16 protein-coding genes and 2 pseudogenes are annotated in these 17,312 nt (G+C 41.5%); 16 read left to right on the top strand and 2 right to left on the bottom strand.

What is annotated here, in order from left to right; all coding sequences use genetic code 11:
- Nucleotides 1–343 (bottom strand): annotated as a pseudogene (locus N482_RS24375) (transposase domain-containing protein); the annotation flags it as partial.
- Between the two features lie 145 nt (nucleotides 344–488).
- On the opposite strand from N482_RS24375, the gene N482_RS13510 reads away from it, so the two are divergent.
- From N482_RS13510 to N482_RS13535, 6 genes are all read left to right on the top strand, one after another.
- Nucleotides 489–1,148 carry a pseudouridine synthase gene (locus N482_RS13510; RefSeq protein WP_063377575.1) on the top strand — a complete coding sequence of 220 codons (660 nt, stop codon included), beginning with the start codon at nucleotides 489–491 and terminating at the stop codon, nucleotides 1,146–1,148.
- Between the two features lie 78 nt (nucleotides 1,149–1,226).
- Nucleotides 1,227–2,327, top strand: a complete 1,101-nt coding sequence (gene mnmA / locus N482_RS13515) for a tRNA 2-thiouridine(34) synthase MnmA (protein ID WP_063377531.1) — start codon at nucleotides 1,227–1,229, stop codon at nucleotides 2,325–2,327.
- Entirely contained in the window at nucleotides 2,327–2,929 is a 603-nt protein-coding gene (gene hflD / locus N482_RS13520) for a high frequency lysogenization protein HflD (RefSeq protein ID WP_063377532.1), read from the top strand. The genes mnmA and hflD overlap by 1 nt, the downstream gene beginning before the upstream one ends.
- 37 nt (nucleotides 2,930–2,966) lie before the next feature.
- Nucleotides 2,967–4,337 (top strand): adenylosuccinate lyase, encoded by a 1,371-nt coding sequence (purB, locus tag N482_RS13525; RefSeq protein WP_063377533.1) that lies wholly within the window; start codon nucleotides 2,967–2,969, stop codon nucleotides 4,335–4,337.
- 77 nt (nucleotides 4,338–4,414) lie between these two features.
- A complete protein-coding gene (locus tag N482_RS13530) occupies nucleotides 4,415–5,569 on the top strand; it encodes a cupin domain-containing protein (protein WP_063377534.1) in 1,155 nt (384 codons plus the stop codon).
- A 126-nt stretch (nucleotides 5,570–5,695) separates the two neighbouring features.
- Nucleotides 5,696–6,154, top strand: a complete 459-nt coding sequence (locus N482_RS13535; protein ID WP_063377535.1) for a GNAT family N-acetyltransferase — start codon at nucleotides 5,696–5,698, stop codon at nucleotides 6,152–6,154.
- Here N482_RS13535 and N482_RS13540 read toward each other — a convergent pair.
- Nucleotides 6,138–6,581, bottom strand: coding sequence for a DUF4826 family protein (locus N482_RS13540; protein ID WP_063377536.1), 444 nt, complete (start codon nucleotides 6,579–6,581; stop codon nucleotides 6,138–6,140). The two genes, N482_RS13535 and N482_RS13540, sit on opposite strands and share 17 nt — an antisense overlap.
- Nucleotides 6,582–6,729: 148 nt before the next feature.
- Between N482_RS13540 and N482_RS13545 the strand changes: the two are divergent.
- The 10 genes and pseudogenes from N482_RS13545 to N482_RS13590 all read left to right on the top strand — a co-directional run.
- Nucleotides 6,730–7,521, top strand: a pseudogene (locus N482_RS13545) (methyl-accepting chemotaxis protein); the annotation flags it as partial.
- 361 nt (nucleotides 7,522–7,882) lie between these two features.
- Nucleotides 7,883–8,251, top strand: coding sequence for a response regulator (locus N482_RS13550; RefSeq protein ID WP_063377538.1), 369 nt, complete (start codon nucleotides 7,883–7,885; stop codon nucleotides 8,249–8,251).
- A 10-nt stretch (nucleotides 8,252–8,261) separates the two neighbouring features.
- Nucleotides 8,262–8,537 (top strand): STAS domain-containing protein, encoded by a 276-nt coding sequence (locus N482_RS13555; protein WP_063377539.1) that lies wholly within the window; start codon nucleotides 8,262–8,264, stop codon nucleotides 8,535–8,537.
- 9 nt (nucleotides 8,538–8,546) lie between these two features.
- Nucleotides 8,547–10,658 (top strand): chemotaxis protein CheA, encoded by a 2,112-nt coding sequence (locus N482_RS13560; RefSeq protein WP_063377540.1) that lies wholly within the window; start codon nucleotides 8,547–8,549, stop codon nucleotides 10,656–10,658.
- Nucleotides 10,659–10,678: 20 nt separating this feature from the next.
- The gene (locus tag N482_RS13565; RefSeq protein WP_063377541.1) at nucleotides 10,679–12,661 is read left to right on the top strand and encodes a methyl-accepting chemotaxis protein; all 1,983 of its coding nucleotides are present in this window, start codon (nucleotides 10,679–10,681) and stop codon (nucleotides 12,659–12,661) included.
- Between the two features lie 5 nt (nucleotides 12,662–12,666).
- Nucleotides 12,667–13,266: a chemotaxis protein CheW gene (locus N482_RS13570; RefSeq protein WP_063377542.1), complete on the top strand. Its 600-nt coding sequence runs from the start codon at nucleotides 12,667–12,669 to the stop codon at nucleotides 13,264–13,266.
- A complete protein-coding gene (locus N482_RS13575; protein ID WP_063377543.1) occupies nucleotides 13,259–13,804 on the top strand; it encodes a chemotaxis protein CheW in 546 nt (181 codons plus the stop codon). The genes N482_RS13570 and N482_RS13575 overlap by 8 nt, the downstream gene beginning before the upstream one ends.
- Before the next feature lie 9 nt (nucleotides 13,805–13,813).
- Complete coding sequence (locus N482_RS13580) at nucleotides 13,814–14,617, top strand: CheR family methyltransferase (RefSeq protein ID WP_063377544.1); 804 nt, start codon at nucleotides 13,814–13,816, stop codon at nucleotides 14,615–14,617.
- Nucleotides 14,614–15,687, top strand: coding sequence for a protein-glutamate methylesterase/protein-glutamine glutaminase (locus N482_RS13585; RefSeq protein WP_063377545.1), 1,074 nt, complete (start codon nucleotides 14,614–14,616; stop codon nucleotides 15,685–15,687). The genes N482_RS13580 and N482_RS13585 overlap by 4 nt, the downstream gene beginning before the upstream one ends.
- Nucleotides 15,688–15,689: 2 nt before the next feature.
- Nucleotides 15,690–17,312 carry a bifunctional diguanylate cyclase/phosphodiesterase gene (locus N482_RS13590; RefSeq protein ID WP_063377546.1) on the top strand — a complete coding sequence of 541 codons (1,623 nt, stop codon included), beginning with the start codon at nucleotides 15,690–15,692 and terminating at the stop codon, nucleotides 17,310–17,312.

Genomic DNA, 17,312 nt, shown 5'->3' on the forward strand with positions numbered 1-17,312 from the left:
TTGCCTGTGTCTCTGAGTACATTGAAATAACGCTTTTGCTGCGGCTTCCCCTAGCGTTTGTCGTCGTTGTGTTAATGCGCTTGGCGCTACAAATGGTTTGCCTTCTCTATCTACAATATCCAATAGGTTAAAACGATATCAGCCATGGATTTATCGTTGTAGATTGCCATGCCTATCAACAGCCAAGCGATAGACCCCAACGTCAAATTTCGCTTTCTATGCGTGACAGTATCGGTAAGAGAGTAAGCTTCTTCAATCAACTCTAAAGGAGTAAACCAGCAAGCGTTTCTACCTGATTAGGTTTCTAACTATTTATGACATCTAAGGCTTGTGATATGAGCATAAAAAAATCGTTCAATTGATCGAGCAAATAATGTCTAAATTGATCGACATTAAGCAATAAGCTGCCTTTTTTATTTTTAAGGTAGATGTGTCTGCGTCTAAATTTTGCTAAAATTCAGCCTCCAACGTTCCAGCCTAGTATCAAGATGACCAACAATAATCGTAACCGCCCTTTTCCATCTTCTAGTAAAAAACCTTTCAACAAAAATATAAGATATAAACGCCAAGCTAAGCAAAAACCACCGGTAAAGCCCGAAGACGTAAAGGTTGTTCTGTTTAACAAGCCTTTTGATGTGCTCTGTCAATTTACAGATGACCAACATCGTAAGACACTTGCAGACTTTATTGATATTAAGTCAGTGTATGCTGCTGGACGTTTAGATCGAGACAGTGAAGGCCTACTTCTCCTAACCAATTGCGGTAAATTGCAACATAAACTCACAGAACCAAAGAAAAACACCGACAAGACTTATTGGGTTCAAGTTGAGGGAGAACCAAATGAAGAGGTACTTAATCAATTGCGAAGCGGCGTTGAGTTAAAAGATGGGATGACTAAACCCGCTAAAATAGAAGTTATGCCTGAGCCCGAAGTATGGCCAAGGAATCCGCCCATACGAGAACGTAAAAATATTCCTACCACTTGGCTGAACATTACTATTTCCGAAGGGAGAAATAGGCAAGTTCGTCGGATGACGGCACATATTGGCCACCCTACTCTCAGATTGATCCGTTATAGTATTGGAAAGTACACGCTATCTGGGTTAAATAACGGACAATATAGGGTTTTACAAGGAAATAAAGTCTAAAGTGTGGCTTTTGAGGGGGAGCAATTGCATGCTATACTCACGGCCTTTCAAAAATTCATATAGATTTACAGCGATATTATGAGCGATAACAGTAACATTAAAGTCATTGTCGGCATGTCTGGTGGCGTGGATTCTTCAGTTTCAGCTTATCTTTTAAAAGAACAAGGCTATCAGGTAGAAGGCCTTTTCATGAAAAACTGGGAAGAAGACGATAACGATGAATACTGTGCCGCTGCTGAAGATCTAAAAGATGCTCAAGAGGTTTGTGATAAGCTTGGTATCGAGTTACACACCGTTAATTTTGCGGCTGAGTACTGGGACAACGTATTTGAGTATTTCTTAGAGGAATACCGTGCGGGTCGCACACCAAACCCAGATATCATGTGTAACAAGGAAATTAAATTCAAAGCATTTTTAGAGTTTGCAGCTGAAGCACTAGGCGCAGACTACATTGCCACTGGACACTACGTACGTAGAGAAGAGCGCGATGGTAAATTCGCGATGTTGAGAGGCCTGGATAACAACAAAGATCAAAGTTACTTCCTATACACTTTAAGCCATGAGCATGTTGCTCAAACTCTCTTCCCTATCGGTGAAATTGAAAAGCCAGAAGTTCGTCGCATTGCACAAGAGCAAGGCCTTATTACACATAATAAAAAAGACAGTACTGGTATTTGCTTTATTGGTGAACGCAAATTTAAAGACTTTTTACAAAAGTTCTTGCCTGCTCAACCCGGTAAGATTGAAGACACCGATGGTAACCACGTCGGCGAACATGAAGGCTTGATGTACCATACACTAGGTCAGCGTAAAGGCCTATTAATAGGTGGTATGAAAGAAGGCTCAGGTGAACCTTGGTATGTGGTTGATAAAGATATTGAGCGCAATGTGCTTGTGGTAGGCCAAGGTAAAGACCATCCAAGGTTATACAGTAATGGGTTAAATGCAAACCAACTTCACTGGGTTGACCAAGAAGGACCACAAGGTACTGCGCGCTGTACCGTTAAGACGCGATATAGACAAGAAGATATCCCGTGTACGTTATTAGTTGGTCAAGATGGCATGGCTCGTGTTTTATTTGATGAGCCGCAAAAAGCTGTCACTCCAGGCCAATCAGCGGTGTTTTATTCAGGTGATGCTTGCCTAGGTGGCGGTATAATAGAATCGGTGATTAAATAATGCAGCCAAAAGTCGTTATTCCTCTTGCCGCAATTTGCCAAATAGCAAAGCTAGTACAAAAGTGTGCGAGGTACGGTACTTTCAATGAAAATGAAGTGCACACTTTTTTGCAGAGTATTTTAAATACGGCGCCAGAAAACCCCGAAGATGTCTATGACGACCATTTTGCTCTAAAAGGTGGTTATCAAGCGCTTGTTTCTCAACTTTCAAGTGAAGGTGAGAAAGATGTTGAGATAGTTAAATACGTTGGCAGTTTGATGCAGTTGGAAAGAGCCCTTTCCTCCAACCCTCAAGTGTTTTCAGAATTAGCCAAACGTATTGAGCAAGTGGAGCGACAAACGCTTCATTTTAATGTTTATGACGAGCAAATCCTTGGCGCTTTCGCTGATATCTATACCCAAGTTGTCAGCCCAGCGGGACCAAAAATTCAAGTTTTTGGCAAACCTGACTTGCTTCAGCAAACTCATATTCAGCACAAGATCCGTGCACTATTATTAGCAGGGATCCGAAGTGCAGTGCTGTGGCGACAGCTAGGTGGAAAACGTCGTCATTTCTTCTTTTCTAAAAGGAAGATCATTGCCACAGCACAACAGTTTAGTTAAATATCGTTCAAAAAAAACCAATTAGTTAGGAGAAATTATGGAGCTTTCAGCGTTAACCGCTATCTCTCCAGTGGATGGTCGCTATGGTAGCAAAACCAAAGAACTGAGAAGCATCTTCAGTGAGTTCGGTCTAATCAAATACCGAGTAACTGTTGAAGTTCGCTGGTTACAAGCATTGGCGAAAGCTGACGCTATCAAAGAAGTCCCTGCGTTCAGCGACGAAGCAAACGCGCTACTAGACAGCATCGTTGACAACTTCAGTGAAGAAGATGCGCAACGAGTAAAAGACATCGAACGTACGACTAACCACGATGTGAAAGCCGTTGAATACTTGCTGAAAGAGAAAGTTGCAGACAATGCAGAGTTACAAGCTGTAAACGAATTCATTCATTTCGCATGTACATCTGAAGACATCAATAACCTATCTCACGGTTTAATGCTTAGTGAAGCCCGTGACGAAGTATTATTGCCTTACTGCGACAATCTACTTGCTGCGATCAAAGAAAAAGCAATTGAGTACAAATCAGTACCAATGATGACACGTACCCACGGTCAACCTGCTTCACCTTCTACAATGGGTAAAGAATTTGCCAACGTTTATGTGCGACTTCAGCGTCAACGTGAGCAAATTGCGAACGTTTCTATATTAGGTAAAATCAATGGTGCTGTAGGTAACTACAACGCTCACCTAAGTGCATACCCTGAGTACGACTGGCATGTCCATTCAGAGTCTTTCGTCACTAGCCTTGGTTTGACTTGGAACGCATTCACAACTCAAATCGAACCACATGACTATATTGCAGAGTTGTTTGACGCGGTCGCTCGATTTAATACAATCTTGCTAGATTTTGATCGTGACGTTTGGGGTTACATTGCACTAAGCCACTTCAAACAAAAAACTATTGCTGGCGAGATCGGCTCTTCAACTATGCCGCACAAGGTTAACCCTATCGATTTCGAAAACTCTGAAGGGAACTTAGGCTTAGCAAATGCTATCTTCGCTCACCTAGCACAAAAACTTCCGGTTTCAAGATGGCAACGCGACCTGACTGACTCTACGGTTTTACGTAACCTTGGCGTTGGTATGGGTTATACGCTTATTGCTTATCAAGCGACGCTAAAGGGTATCAGCAAGTTAGAAGTGAATGCCGACCGTCTACTAGCAGAGCTAGATGATAACTGGGAGCTACTAGCAGAGCCAATCCAAACAGTAATGCGTAAATATGGCATCGAAAAGCCATATGAGAAGCTGAAAGAATTAACGCGTGGTAAGCGTGTTAACAAGGAAATTATGGCAGACTTCATCGATGGTCTAGAGCTTCCTGATACAGCTAAAGCTGAAATGAAGCTAATGACACCGGCAAACTACATTGGCCGTGCTGAAGCTTTCATCGACGAACTAAAATAATCTAATCTAAATTAGATATAATTAAGCGAAAGAAACAGCCCAGAGCTTGTTACTTTCGCTTTTTTTATGGGGAAAATATGTATCAGCTGTCTATCAATGGTATGACTCATCAAGAGTTTTTGACGCATTATTGGCAAAAAAAGCCTTTACTAATCAAAGGTGGATTTACTGGCTTTGAGGACCCTTTAACAGCAGAGGAACTTGCAGGGTTAGCAATGGAAGAAGCGATTGAATCTCGCTTAGTGACAAATCACGAAGGGAATTGGCAAGCCCATCACGGACCGTTTGAGGATTTTTCAAAACTGACTGACAGCCACAGTACATTGCTCGTTCAGGCGGTTGATCATTGGCACCCAGTAGCTGCTGAATTATTAGAACCTTTTCGATTTATTCCGAACTGGCGCATTGATGACCTAATGATTAGCTTTTCAACGCCTCATGGCGGTGTGGGCCCTCATTTAGATCAATACGATGTGTTTATCATTCAAGGGCAAGGTAAGAGAAGGTGGCGTGTTGGTTTGCCTGATGCAAACCTAAAACAATTTGCAAAAGATAAGGCTTTACTCCAAGTAGAAAAATTTGAAGCCATCATTGACCACGAATTAGAGCTAGGCGACATTCTTTACATTCCACCTGGCTGCCCACATGAAGGTTATGCAGTGGAAAATGCACTCAACTACTCTGTGGGCTTTAGAGCGCCTGACCAAAAAGATCTCATTAGTAGTTTCGCAGATCATGTCATTGATGAAGAAGTGGGTAAGCTGCGCTATAGCGATGCAAACATAGAAGTAAGAGACTCGCTTGGGGAAATTACCCCTGAGGATAAAGAAAGAGTTCGAATGCTTCTAAACTCGCTGATAAATGATGAATCTGTGTATACCCATTGGCTAGGTACATTCTTAAGTCAGCCCAAACACGATATGGATCTCGCCCCTCTTGACGATGCACTAGTAGCAGACTTATTAGAAGATGAAATTGACCAAAAAGATGTGATTCACAGAGCGGGTGGAGTCAGGGCTATGTACCAACTCGTTAATAATGAAATTCTTCTAAGTATCAACGGCGAAACTTACCACATTCCTGGGAAATACCTTAAACAAATACAACTGTTAACGGATGAAACATTTTTTTCATTTAATGAGGTAAAACCAGCTCTAAATTGCTTGGAATTCAAACAAACGTTAACTACGCTTATAAACGACGGGCTGTATTATATTGAAGCTTGGTCTTAATGCCTGACTTACAGGGCCAACCAGAGAATAAAGGTGCCATTATCTAGTGGCACCTAATAATAATAGGGGTTGAAACTTCCCTTATTCGTCAGGACGTGTTGAATGATTTTTCGCTAAGAGGTAATCATGATTTATCACGTCGACAAAGTGAGTTGGAAACAGACTCAGGGACAGCTGCGCCAAATACGTGAGCGTGTTTTTGTGTGTGAATTACATCTTCCTAAGCATGTTGAGTTTGATCAACATGACAGAACAGCTGACCACGTTCTTATCAGGGACGAAAACCAGCGAGCGGTGGGTACCGGACGACTGTGTAGTGATGGATTAATTAGTAGAATCGCCATTGTAAAAGCACATAGAAACCGTGAGGCTTACCAATCTCTTATTGGATACCTAGCTGATTTAGCACAGCAAAAAGGCCTCAAAGAAGTGTTTGTTCAATGTATCCTTGAAGAAGTGCCAACTTTTCTGAAGTCTGGGTTTAGTAAGCAAGGCTCTGTATTTATGGAAGCAGGCATTCCTAGACAAAGGCTTAAATGCCCCGCCTCCATGATAAATTCAGAGCCGTTTACGATGCTTCACTAGGCCATAGTTTATCGCTTTCATAAAGGTCATACAGAGCATGCGCACGATTAACAAGCAAGTTCGCAAAATCTAACTGCGTCTTGTCTCGTACCCCTGAAGCCATGATGCCATCAGCTTTGATCTGCCATTGAAAAGAGAAATACCTCAATACATCTCTAGGGTTAGTTGCTGCGGACTCTTCCGTTGCATCTGTTGGCATTTGCCCTGAAATAGCCCAATACCCCTTCCCTTTTTGGTCTTTGAACTTCCAAATTGCTATTGCCGGCGGTAGAAAACGGCATTCTTTCTCAACGACTTTAGTCGTGATTATTCCTTTTTCTGCCAAAAACTTCTGGGCATTTTGTAAATGTTGCCTCTGCCACTGTACTAATCTTTGTTGCTTTTGTTCTTCAGTTAGCTCTGGCTCGACGTTTTTATTTTCACTCATGATATTACTTCTCTAATTTTTTTACTCACTCTATTAATTTCGTTAACTCGTTGCAACAAAGAAACGCCTAAGACACAAAACAAATTAAAGTTTGCACAATATTCATACTTTACTAGTCTAAAAATAATCCAACAAAGGATTTAGTAAAATGCTCTTGTTTGTCTCTTATACTATGCCGATTTTTACATTGGTAACTGGGTTATTCTTTATTGAGTCACTAATTGTAACTATCGTTGTGTCTGCGGTTTGTTTACTGGGTCTAATATTGCAAAAAACAGCGTTATCTAACAAAGAGAATGAAAAAAACGAACACAATGCAGATGCTGTGAACAGTGCTTTTGAACCTCAGCAACATCAAGAAGACGACTTAGCATGCTTAGAGCAACTAAGTAGCGTCATTATTCCTCAGCTAATCGCACAAGTTACTACAGCGAGAGATCAAACAAAAACGTCCATCGTCAATATGTCGGGAGAGTTTTCGCAGTTGGTGACCAACATCTCAGAAACATTGGAAAGAACGAATTCGCAAGATGGTAATAGCCTACAAGAGGTTTCTGAAACAAGCCGAGATAAATTAAATGGTGTGCTTGAATACATTGAGCAGACTAATGATTCTCAAGCTCAAATGACCGAGACAATAAAAGACCTCGTATTGAAAAGCAATGAGCTTCAAACAATGTCGATTGATGTTTCAAAAATCGCTGAGCAAACAAATTTACTCGCACTTAATGCTTCTATTGAAGCAGCTCGGGCCGGAGAAAACGGCAGAGGCTTTGCCGTGGTAGCTGACGAAGTAAGGTCTCTCGCCAACTCCAGTGGTGAAACCGGTGTTCGTATTGGGCAGTTGATTGAAAGTATTGCGAATGCAATGAGAACCTCTATGGACATGATGAATGCGGAGCTCGAAAAAAAGCAATCTTTAACCGAAAAGTACCGCACAGAAATAAATCAGGTTGTGGATGAATGGTTAGAGCTTTCCCAACAAGTTGAAGCACAAGCTGCCGAGTTACACACATCCAATTTGGATATTAGAGAGAAAGTGTCGCAAATACTCGTGGACCTACAATTCCAGGATAGAGTCGATCAGATCCAAGACAGTGTGACCATCGCACTGAATCTCATGATAGAAGAAATTGACCAATTTATTACCAGCAGACGTGAATGTAAAAAAGCTAAATTTAATCACCAAAGGATCAGTAAAGAGCTTAGAAAAACAGCCGCCACAAATGAGCAACGAGATATTTTGTCAAAAAACGGTGGCGACGATACTGTCGATGACTTAACTTTTTTATGAGGAAATTATGAGTAAAACCATATTAGTAGTAGATGATTCTGATTCTCTCAGACAAGTCGTAAATATCGCGCTCAGTGGCGCCGGATTTGACGTTGTGGAAGCTCGGGACGGGAAAGATGCTCTGACCAAGCTCAACGGCAATAAAATCCATCTAATTATTAGTGACGTAAACATGCCAAACATGAACGGTATCGAATTTGTAAAGCAAGCAAAACAGTTGCCTCAGTACAAGTTCACACCCGTGATCATGCTCACAACAGAAAATCAGCAGAGTATGATGGAAGAGGGGAAAAAAGCAGGTGCGAAAGCCTGGATGGTTAAACCTTTTAAGCCAGCACAAATGCTGCAAGCGGTTTCAAAGTTATTGATGATGTAGAGAGTTAAGTATGTCTGAGTGTTTTAAGTTCCCGTCTGAACTAACTATATACGAAGTTCAGGAAACCTTTAACGAAGTAAAGTCATATATTTCAGACAAAGAGCGCGTCTCTTTCGACTTCAGTGAAACAACTGAAATCGACTCAGCCGGCTTGCAGTTGATTATTTGGGTCGTTTATCACAGCCAAAAAGTTGGCTTAAATATAGAAGCTATCTCTACCAATGAACTAATAGAAACACGGTGTAAAAAATTGGGGGTAGGGATCTTCCCTACTCTAAACAACTAAGGGGCAAACATGTCTATTGATTTGTCTTCGGCGATTGCAACTTTCGTAACCGAATCGAAAGAGTTATTGCAAGAAATGGAAAATGGGCTTCTAGACCTTGAGTCTGAGACCTCAGAAGAACATGCTAATGAAATTATCAATGCACTATTTCGAGCAATTCATACGATAAAAGGCAGTGCTGGAATATTCGACTTTGAGCATGTCGTTACCCTCACCCATATTGCCGAAACCCTTTTAGAAGATGCGAGAAATGGCAATTTACAACTAGATAAAGAGCTTACTTCTCTCTACCTAGAAACTAGAGATGCCACTGAATCACTTATTGTTTTAGCTGCTGCTGAAACAGAGCCAGACCAAGCACTGCTAAACAAAGTGAACAATCTGGTGTCCTGCTTTTCAAAATACATAGACGCCGAAAATACCCAAAATGACCAGCAAACTACAGCCCATAGTTCGAGTGAAGGCGCTCTTGATAACGAGCGATGGATTTTGTTTTTTGTACCAAATGAAAATGTTCTCAGAAATGGCCTTGATCCCTACTCGTTTATTCATTATTTGGGCTCAGAGACATCAAACTTGGTAGTTAACACTTGGGTTGACGCTATGTTCGGGCCTCAACACTTTGATCCGGAGTCAAATTATTTATCTTTTGTTTTGTCATTTGATTCCGATAAAACAGAAAATGAAATATTGGATGTATTTGAATTTATTCAAAGTGAAGCATATATTGCAGTGCTGCCTCCTAAAGGCAACATTGATGTATTGAAACAAAGCATTCAAAAATATCAGGACTTTGACTTTATTACTGACGCGCTTCGCAAAGCAGATAATTCGTTTGCGGATATCGTCAAGCTCCTCAATTGCGAAGCAACAGATAGCAACGACCCAGTCCCAACCGAGCCTGACGGGCCGGTAGAACCTGCTCCATCGAAGATCCATAAAAGTAAAACACTTAGAGTGGAAGCACTCAAATTGGATCGGCTAATTGACCAAGTTGGTGAAATGGTTATCACAGGTGCTAGAACAAATTTACTTGCTCACGAAACAGGGAATGAAACGCTCATTGAAGCCATGGCGTTACTAGAACGTTTGGTCGAAAATATTCGTGACAGCTCACTCAAGCTCAGAATGGTGCAAATTGGTGAGACATTCAATAAGTTTAAACGTGTGGTGAGAGACATCGCCGATGAACTAGGGAAACAGGTCGATTTAACAATTATTGGCGCTGAGACTGAGCTCGATAAAACGTTCGTAGAAAAGGTCAGCGATCCTCTTATGCACATTGTAAGAAATGCAATCGACCACGGTATAGAGGACCCCGAAACTCGACTTGCGCAGGGCAAACCTGAGCAGGGGCAACTCACTTTAAAAGCCTATCACGACTCTGGCTCCATTGTAATTGAAGTCAGTGATGATGGAAAAGGACTGGACCAAGAAAAAATCCTCAAACGCGCTATCGACAGAGGGCTTATTTCTTCAAGTCAAACCTTACAAGAAAAAGATATCAACCTGCTTATTTTTGAACCCGGATTTTCTACCGCTGAGTCCATAACCAATATTTCAGGGCGCGGTGTAGGCATGGATGTGGTCAAAAGAAACATCGATAGCTTGAGAGGAAGTGTAGAGGTTGAAAGCGTTCAAAGTGAGGGGTCAACAATTCTGATCCGCCTGCCGCTAACGCTCTCTATCATTGATGGCTTTATGTTTGAAGTACATAGAGAAAACTATGTCATTCCATTAGATACTGTCGTCGAATGCCTAGAGCTTCATGAGGTGGTATCCGAGCAAGATATTCAAGACAAAAGTTACATAAACCTTCGCACAGAAGTGCTCCCATTTATTAGATTACGCACCTTATTTGGAATAGAAGAGCAAATTGACCATACTCGAGAGTCTTTGGTCATTGTGCAATTTGGCACACTGCGCGCAGGGTTAGTTGTAGACTCGCTGAAAGGTGAGTTTCAAACGGTTGTTAAACCACTAGGAAGGTTGTTCGAAGGACTCAAATGTATTAGTGGCGCAACGATTTTAGGCAGCGGTAATGTCGCAATCATTTTAGACGTCTCTGCATTAATAAAATCAGCTATTTCAGTATATGAAGCATTAGAGAAAAAACATTAGGCAATGCCCGGAGAACGAACATGTTTAAGAACTTCACCATTCGCAACAAAATAATTCTTGCGATGTTTACCATGGGACTATTGTTGTTAGTTATAGCCATGTCAGTGCAACTCAAAAACGGAGAGATTGAAGAGTTTGCGGTAGATGTGGGCAAGGTTGATATACCTGAAACGATTTACGCATTAAACATGCTAGATGAACTGGGTGATATGAACAGCAACGTCCTTGAATATATCGCCGGAGAGTCCGATGAGAGTGAAGACTTTAGGTCAAACTACAATGAGTTTATTCGCTATCTTGAAGATTTAAAGCAGTTGGGTACGGTAAACAACTCCATGGTCCGCCAATTAGAGGAGTTAGTCAGTCGATACGCGAACGAGAACCAAGAGCTTATCTTTGACCGCTTTGACCCCTTACTAGAAGCCAAAGCAATAGACAAATATGACTATCTCAACAAAGAGTTCGCTATTCCACTAGAGCAGTTGCTAGATACTTTGAAAGAAGAAGAAGTTGCAGATGCTGGTAGCAGCGGTGACTTTAATGAAGTGGTAAACGATGACCTCCCCGGCGTACGTTATTACTTAGAACTTATTGATGAACAAGGCGATATGATGAGTTCTCTCAACGCCTACATGCGTGGTGCACTTGGTGCTGACGCAGCATTTGAAAAAGATGCCAGAACATTTACAGGTTTTCTTGCTGATTTGAAACCTTTAGAAAGAAAACCTCCTGAAATTAAAGCGCTCAGTGAAGTAGAAAGAATGTATCTTGAGCTCTACAACGGCGGCAAAGAAATATTCGCCATGTATAACCCTCGCGACAAAATTAAAGCATCTAGCGATGTTGACCGCTTAGAACATGAAGTGTTTAACAAAATTGAAGATTTACTAGAAGAGATTTCTAATGAAGCCATCAAAGAAGGTGACGACTCTCTAAATGCACTCGTAACGGCGGCGCGAGAAAGCATCTCTCTGGTTTGGGCTTTGCTCGTCGTTGCCATCATACTCGCCACAGCAACCGCTGCATTCTTAATTCGCGGCATTGTAATCCCTATCAATGCGCTAGCTGAAGCCGCAGAAGATTTGCGCTCAGGGGAAGGTGACTTGACTCGTCGTATTCCTGATTTTGGCAATGATGAAATAGGCGAAACCGCGCGCAGCTTTAACGGCTTTATCGAACGACTTCAAAATATACTTTTGGACATTCAAGAATCTGTTGAGTCTATAGCGCATAGCACTAATGAAGTTGGAACAACTTCTAGAATGCTCAGCTCTACGTCCAATCAACTGGCCGCAAGTGTTGAAGAAACATCAGCTTCATTAGAGCAAATGAGTTCTTCTATTTCGATGAATACCGAAAACTCTAAAGTCACCAACGACATTGCCAAACAATCCAGTAGCGAAGCTAACGATGGTGGACGTGCAGTAAAAGATACCGTCAAAGCAATGACTCAGATTGCTGAAAAAATAGGTATCATCGAGGACATCGCATATAAAACGAACCTTTTGGCTTTGAATGCAGCCATTGAAGCAGCGAGGGCTGGTGAACACGGTAAAGGTTTTGCTGTGGTTGCTGATGAAGTTAGAAAGCTAGCCGAGCGTTCACAAGTTGCGGCGCAAGATATAAGTACTCTTGCCGACAACAGCGTGAAAATTGCGCAGCACGCAGGTGGTATGCTTGACCGAATGGTGCCGAATATTGGTAAAACAGCAGATCTCGTTCAAGAGATCACGGCAGCATCTACAGAACAAAGCACCAGTGTTGCAGAAATAAACAGGACCGTTTCTCAACTTGATGAGATTGCACAGCAAAATGCTTCAGCATCCGAAGAGCTCGCTTCAACAGCTAAAATGGTGCAGGACCAAACGAGTGATATACGCTCTACAGTCAACTACTTTAAGCTGAGCAATGACAGGCAAATGATGAAGATCAGACGCTCCGTGCAAGAAGGAAAGTCTTCAAGCTCAATGCCAGAAGAAGGCTATACGCCATTTGACGAGTAACGACTATGACTGATCAAGCAACTCAAAATAGCTTTGTCGATAAAGATAAGTATCTGGCTTTTGAGCTGAATCATGCTTCCTACTCTATCAATATTTCGTTGGTCAAAGAGATTATGGAGTATGTCGAGGTCGATCCGATCCCGATGGCTCCTGATTTCATTATCGGTGCCATTAATTTACGAGGTGAAGTTATCCCTGTATTTGACTTGTCTTTACGCTTGGGGAAAAAACCTCAGGAACTCACAAATAGAACATGCATTATCATTGCTGAGTGCCTTTTTAACGAGCAGCAGATAACCATTGGTTTAAAAGTGGATATTGTGACAAAAGTACTTGATATCTCCAGTGCAGATATAGACAAAGTGCCAAGTATTGGCGGCCAATTCCATAGTCGATTTGTTTTAGGGTTAGCAAAGCTGCCTGACAAATTAATGACTATTTTGGACATTTCAAAAATTCTCACACTGGATGATATGAAGCTCATTGAAGATCTCAATAACGCGGACCTAAGTGAAGAAGTTGATCACGATATTACTGACACAGATGATGAAAAAGCGCACGACACAGTGTGTGAAAATGACGAAGCCGAGGTAAATCATGAGTGACTCTCAGCCCGACAGTACCCATATTCATCAAAAAGATGAACTGAGATATCTATTCGTTAAAGTTGGGCACGACCATTTTGGCATTCCTATTGACTCAGTCAAAGAGGTTATTGAGTTAGTAGAGACCACGATGGTCCCCATGTGTTATGACGTTATTCGTGGGGTAATCAATGTGCGTGGCAGTGTTATCCCTGTGTTGGACCTACAAAGGCGGCTTGGGCTCAAATTAACCACACCATACGACAAATATAGCTGTATTGTCTTATATGATTTCTATGACCATTCATTAGAAGAGTCGATGACTTTGGGCATGCTTGTCAATAGCGTGGTTTCTATCGAGTTTATAGATTTAAGTAACCTCGAGTCATCCCCTTCTTTTGGTTCGAATATCCCTCGTCATTATGAGTGGAAAATGGCAAAAATCAATAACAAGCTAACTACCCTGTTAGATATTGCTAAGGTTTTGAACGTAAACGAAATTAACTCTTCACTTAAGCATGAACAAGAGCAATTCTTTATCGATTACTGTCAAAGGTAACAAGATTAGATGCCAATTTCCAAACTTGAGTTCAATCAGTTAAACCGTGTTTTAGATGAACATACTGGCATACGATTGAACTTCAACAAGGCAGACATTATGGCAAGCCGTTTGAGTTCAAGGTTGAGGTCAAGCCAATGTTCGTCTTTTAATAAATACTATCAACTCATTATCAGTCCTGAAGGAAAGGACGAACTCGATGTTTTTGTCGATAAAATGACCACTCATGAAACCTATTTTTTCAGAGAGCAGGTGCAATTCGAATTTATGTACGGCTACCTTCGTCAAAAAAAAAGCAGAAACGTGCCCCTTAGAGCTTGGAGTGCAGCTTCTTCAACTGGTGAAGAAGCTTATTCAATTGCAATGGTGCTCGATGATTTATTCTATAGTGGAAACTGGTCTGTAACAGGCACAGATATATCACCAACAGCTGTTGAGATGGCTAAAGAAGCTTGCTTTGCATTATCAACGGTGCAAAAAATTCCAAAAAAGTATCGACGCGCTTATTGCCTTAAAGGGACAGGACAAAACGAAGGTACCTTTACAGTCAATAAATCAATTAGGAGCCATTGCAATTTTTGCGTTGATAACCTTTTAAAACTCAGAACTGTTGACTATTCATTTGACATCATATTTTTACGTAACGTACTAATTTACTTTGATGAAGCTAAACAGAACAAAATTATCGACAACATAATTCATCGTCTTAACCACGGTGGATTATTGTTTTTAGGCCATTCTGAATCATTGCGAAAGAAACGTCCTGGCATAGAGTTAATTCAGCCCTGTATTTATAAAAAGGTGCGATTATGATTAGCGTGTTCATAGTTGATGACTCTGCGGTAATGAGGCAACTAGTTGGGGAAATCATTAACCATGATAGAGAGTTAAAATTAATTGGCTCAGCACCGGATCCAATTTTGGCTGAAAGAAAAATGAAAATGTACTGGCCTGACGTCATCTTACTTGATGTCGAAATGCCTAAAATGGACGGCATCACATTTTTAAAAAAGATTATGCAAGAAAGGCCCACCCCTATCATCATGTGCTCAGCGCTTACTCAGAAAAATACAGAGATAACAATGGAAGCGCTAGCTTCTGGCGCTGTGGATGTAATCGCTAAGCCAACCCAAGGCCTAGCAGACTTCATAAATAATCAAGGCGTAACTCAGATTGTTGATGCAATAAAAGCTGCCGGTAAAGCCAAGGTCAAACCGATGCGCTATTTGGCGGAAGAGTCTGTTAGACGCAACCACACTGCTGATGAAGTGCTACCTCCTACAAGCCCAGACGAACTCCAACCCCCTATCACCTCTGATAAAGTCATCGCGGTTGGTGCTTCAACAGGTGGGACTGAAGCTTTGACAGGTTTTCTTTCTTTGTTACCGCCAACAACCCCGCCTATCGTTGTCGTGCAACATATGCCTAGTAAATTCACCCATGCTTTTGCACAGCGGCTAAACAGCATAACTCGCCATGTTGTAGTCGAAGGAGAGACCGCTATGCGCCTGAAATCAGGACATGTGTACATCGCGCCGGGCGGCAAGCATATGTTGGTAAAACGTCAAGGGAGCGACTACTATTTAGAAATACGGGATGGCCCATTGGTCAGTAGGCACAGGCCTTCTGTGGATGTGCTATTTAGGTCTGTCGCACAATCAGTCGGCAGAAATGCGATTGGGGTCATTTTAACAGGGATGGGAGATGATGGTGCCTCTGGCATGTTGGATATGAAACAAGCTGGCGCAACCAACTTCGCAGAAAGTGAGTCGAGCTGCGTTGTGTTCGGTATGCCAAAAGAAGCTATTGCTAGAGGAGCCGTTGATAAAGTGTATTCTCTTAGCAATATTCCGTATCAAATTTTAAAAGTGCTAAGGTGCTAGATATGCAAAAAAGCCTCATTGAGCTGCTCAACATCATCTATGTAGCGTATGAAGAAGACGGTACTATCACCGGCATTTCTGACAAAGCAAGTGACCTGATAAAACTTAATGTGGGTGACAATATCGTAGACAGCCCTACTTTAAAATTTTTTGACGAAGAGTTCACCGAGCTCGACGGTAAGGACATATTGTTTGAGACTTGCTTTGAGCAATTGGAGGTGGGGGTTAGCGTTGACAACAGCAATGTGCATTGGGTCAGGTTTAATTATACACGCAAAAATACGCACACCTTCGTGAAAGTTGAACTGATCGAGGAACTGGTTGCAATAAGAAGACTCAACAAACAATTGGCCATTAGAGATCCACATACAGGGCTACTTTATAGAGAAGCGTTCGTATCCAAGGTTCAAGAGCTAGATACTTATGGCATTATGTGCTGCATTCGAATATGCAATTATCAGCGAATATCCGAGGTGTGGAATATCGGTGTCGCCAACTTAGTGTTTATGGAAGTCCTTTCGCGATTTCAGGGAGATTTCGAGCAAGGGATATTTTCGAAACATTCCTCAGATTGCTTTTGTGTATTTGTCCCCCACACCACCTCTATTAATATTGAAGCTTTATACAACCACCTAAATGAGCCTTTTGAATTTAACGACAGTAGCTTCTACAGCAACGTGGCGTTAGGTTATTACAAAGAAAGTCATGTAGATGACCATGAATTGAGCTTGAACAAAGCAGAAATGGCGACATTTGATGTTCTATCAGACAAGCTTAGGTTAGTTGAGTTTCAAGAGGGTCTGGCTAGGCAAATTGAACGCCAAAACAAAATAGAAACGGCGCTTAGAGACTCATTCCACCAAGATTTAAGTAACAGTTTTACTGTTGTGTTGCAGCCTCTGCATGACACCAAAACTGAATGTCTCATCGGGGCTGAATGTTTAATGCGCTGGACACTGGAAGGTAAGCCAATTTCACCTGCTGAATTTATACCAATTGCTGAGAGTACGGGTGATATTAACAAATTAACGCTCTTTACACTCACTCAAATAAGAAAGACAGTTGAACATCTAACAAATGAGGGGATTGATTGCAAACACTATATGTTCGCCATCAATATCAGCGTCGTAGAAATCCTAGATGTTAAATTTGAAAGTAAGTTACTCGCCGCGTTAGCTGAACATAACATTGACCCAAAACGTATCAAACTAGAATTGACAGAATCCGCCCTCATAGACAACTTTTCGTATGTGAACGAGGTATTGGTGTCATTACAGTCAAAGGGGTTTTTAATTTCAATTGACGACTTTGGAACCGGATTCTCTAGCTTAAGTTATCTGTGTAAGCTTAATTTTGATGAAATCAAGATCGACAGATCATTTGTTACAAACGTCGTGAAAGATGGAAAACTACAATCAGTTTTTAACTCGATAGTTTCATTAGCGAAAAACCTCGACAAGCCGCTCGTCGCTGAAGGAGTAGAAGACATGGAGCAAATGATATACGCAAAAGCAAAAGGCGTACAATACGTGCAAGGGTACTATTACAGTAAACCCTTGCCCATCGAAGCCTTTGTTGAATACGTGCTAGAAGACAAGTCCAGCTATTTACACTTTGAGAGCTAA

Source organism: Pseudoalteromonas luteoviolacea NCIMB 1942 (genome assembly GCF_001625595.1).
GTDB classification, from domain to species: domain Bacteria; phylum Pseudomonadota; class Gammaproteobacteria; order Enterobacterales; family Alteromonadaceae; genus Pseudoalteromonas; species Pseudoalteromonas luteoviolacea_A.

Bases quoted from the DNA above. Each gene is read 5' to 3' on its own strand.
- N482_RS13590 (WP_063377546.1), top strand. From the start codon at position 15,690: ATGCAAAAAAGCCTCATTGAGCTGCTCAACATCATCTATGTAGCGTAT.
- N482_RS13555 (WP_063377539.1), top strand. From the start codon at position 8,262: ATGTCTGAGTGTTTTAAGTTCCCGTCTGAACTAACTATATACGAAGTT.
- N482_RS13535 (WP_063377535.1), top strand. From the start codon at position 5,696: ATGATTTATCACGTCGACAAAGTGAGTTGGAAACAGACTCAGGGACAG.
- N482_RS13570 (WP_063377542.1), top strand. From the start codon at position 12,667: ATGACTGATCAAGCAACTCAAAATAGCTTTGTCGATAAAGATAAGTAT.
- N482_RS13580 (WP_063377544.1), top strand. From the start codon at position 13,814: ATGCCAATTTCCAAACTTGAGTTCAATCAGTTAAACCGTGTTTTAGAT.
- mnmA (WP_063377531.1), top strand. From the start codon at position 1,227: ATGAGCGATAACAGTAACATTAAAGTCATTGTCGGCATGTCTGGTGGC.
- purB (WP_063377533.1), top strand. From the start codon at position 2,967: ATGGAGCTTTCAGCGTTAACCGCTATCTCTCCAGTGGATGGTCGCTAT.
- N482_RS13575 (WP_063377543.1), top strand. From the start codon at position 13,259: ATGAGTGACTCTCAGCCCGACAGTACCCATATTCATCAAAAAGATGAA.
- hflD (WP_063377532.1), top strand. From the start codon at position 2,327: ATGCAGCCAAAAGTCGTTATTCCTCTTGCCGCAATTTGCCAAATAGCA.
- N482_RS13510 (WP_063377575.1), top strand. From the start codon at position 489: ATGACCAACAATAATCGTAACCGCCCTTTTCCATCTTCTAGTAAAAAA.
- N482_RS13560 (WP_063377540.1), top strand. From the start codon at position 8,547: ATGTCTATTGATTTGTCTTCGGCGATTGCAACTTTCGTAACCGAATCG.
- N482_RS13530 (WP_063377534.1), top strand. From the start codon at position 4,415: ATGTATCAGCTGTCTATCAATGGTATGACTCATCAAGAGTTTTTGACG.
- N482_RS13550 (WP_063377538.1), top strand. From the start codon at position 7,883: ATGAGTAAAACCATATTAGTAGTAGATGATTCTGATTCTCTCAGACAA.
- N482_RS13565 (WP_063377541.1), top strand. From the start codon at position 10,679: ATGTTTAAGAACTTCACCATTCGCAACAAAATAATTCTTGCGATGTTT.
- N482_RS13540 (WP_063377536.1), bottom strand. From the start codon at position 6,581: ATGAGTGAAAATAAAAACGTCGAGCCAGAGCTAACTGAAGAACAAAAG.
- N482_RS13585 (WP_063377545.1), top strand. From the start codon at position 14,614: ATGATTAGCGTGTTCATAGTTGATGACTCTGCGGTAATGAGGCAACTA.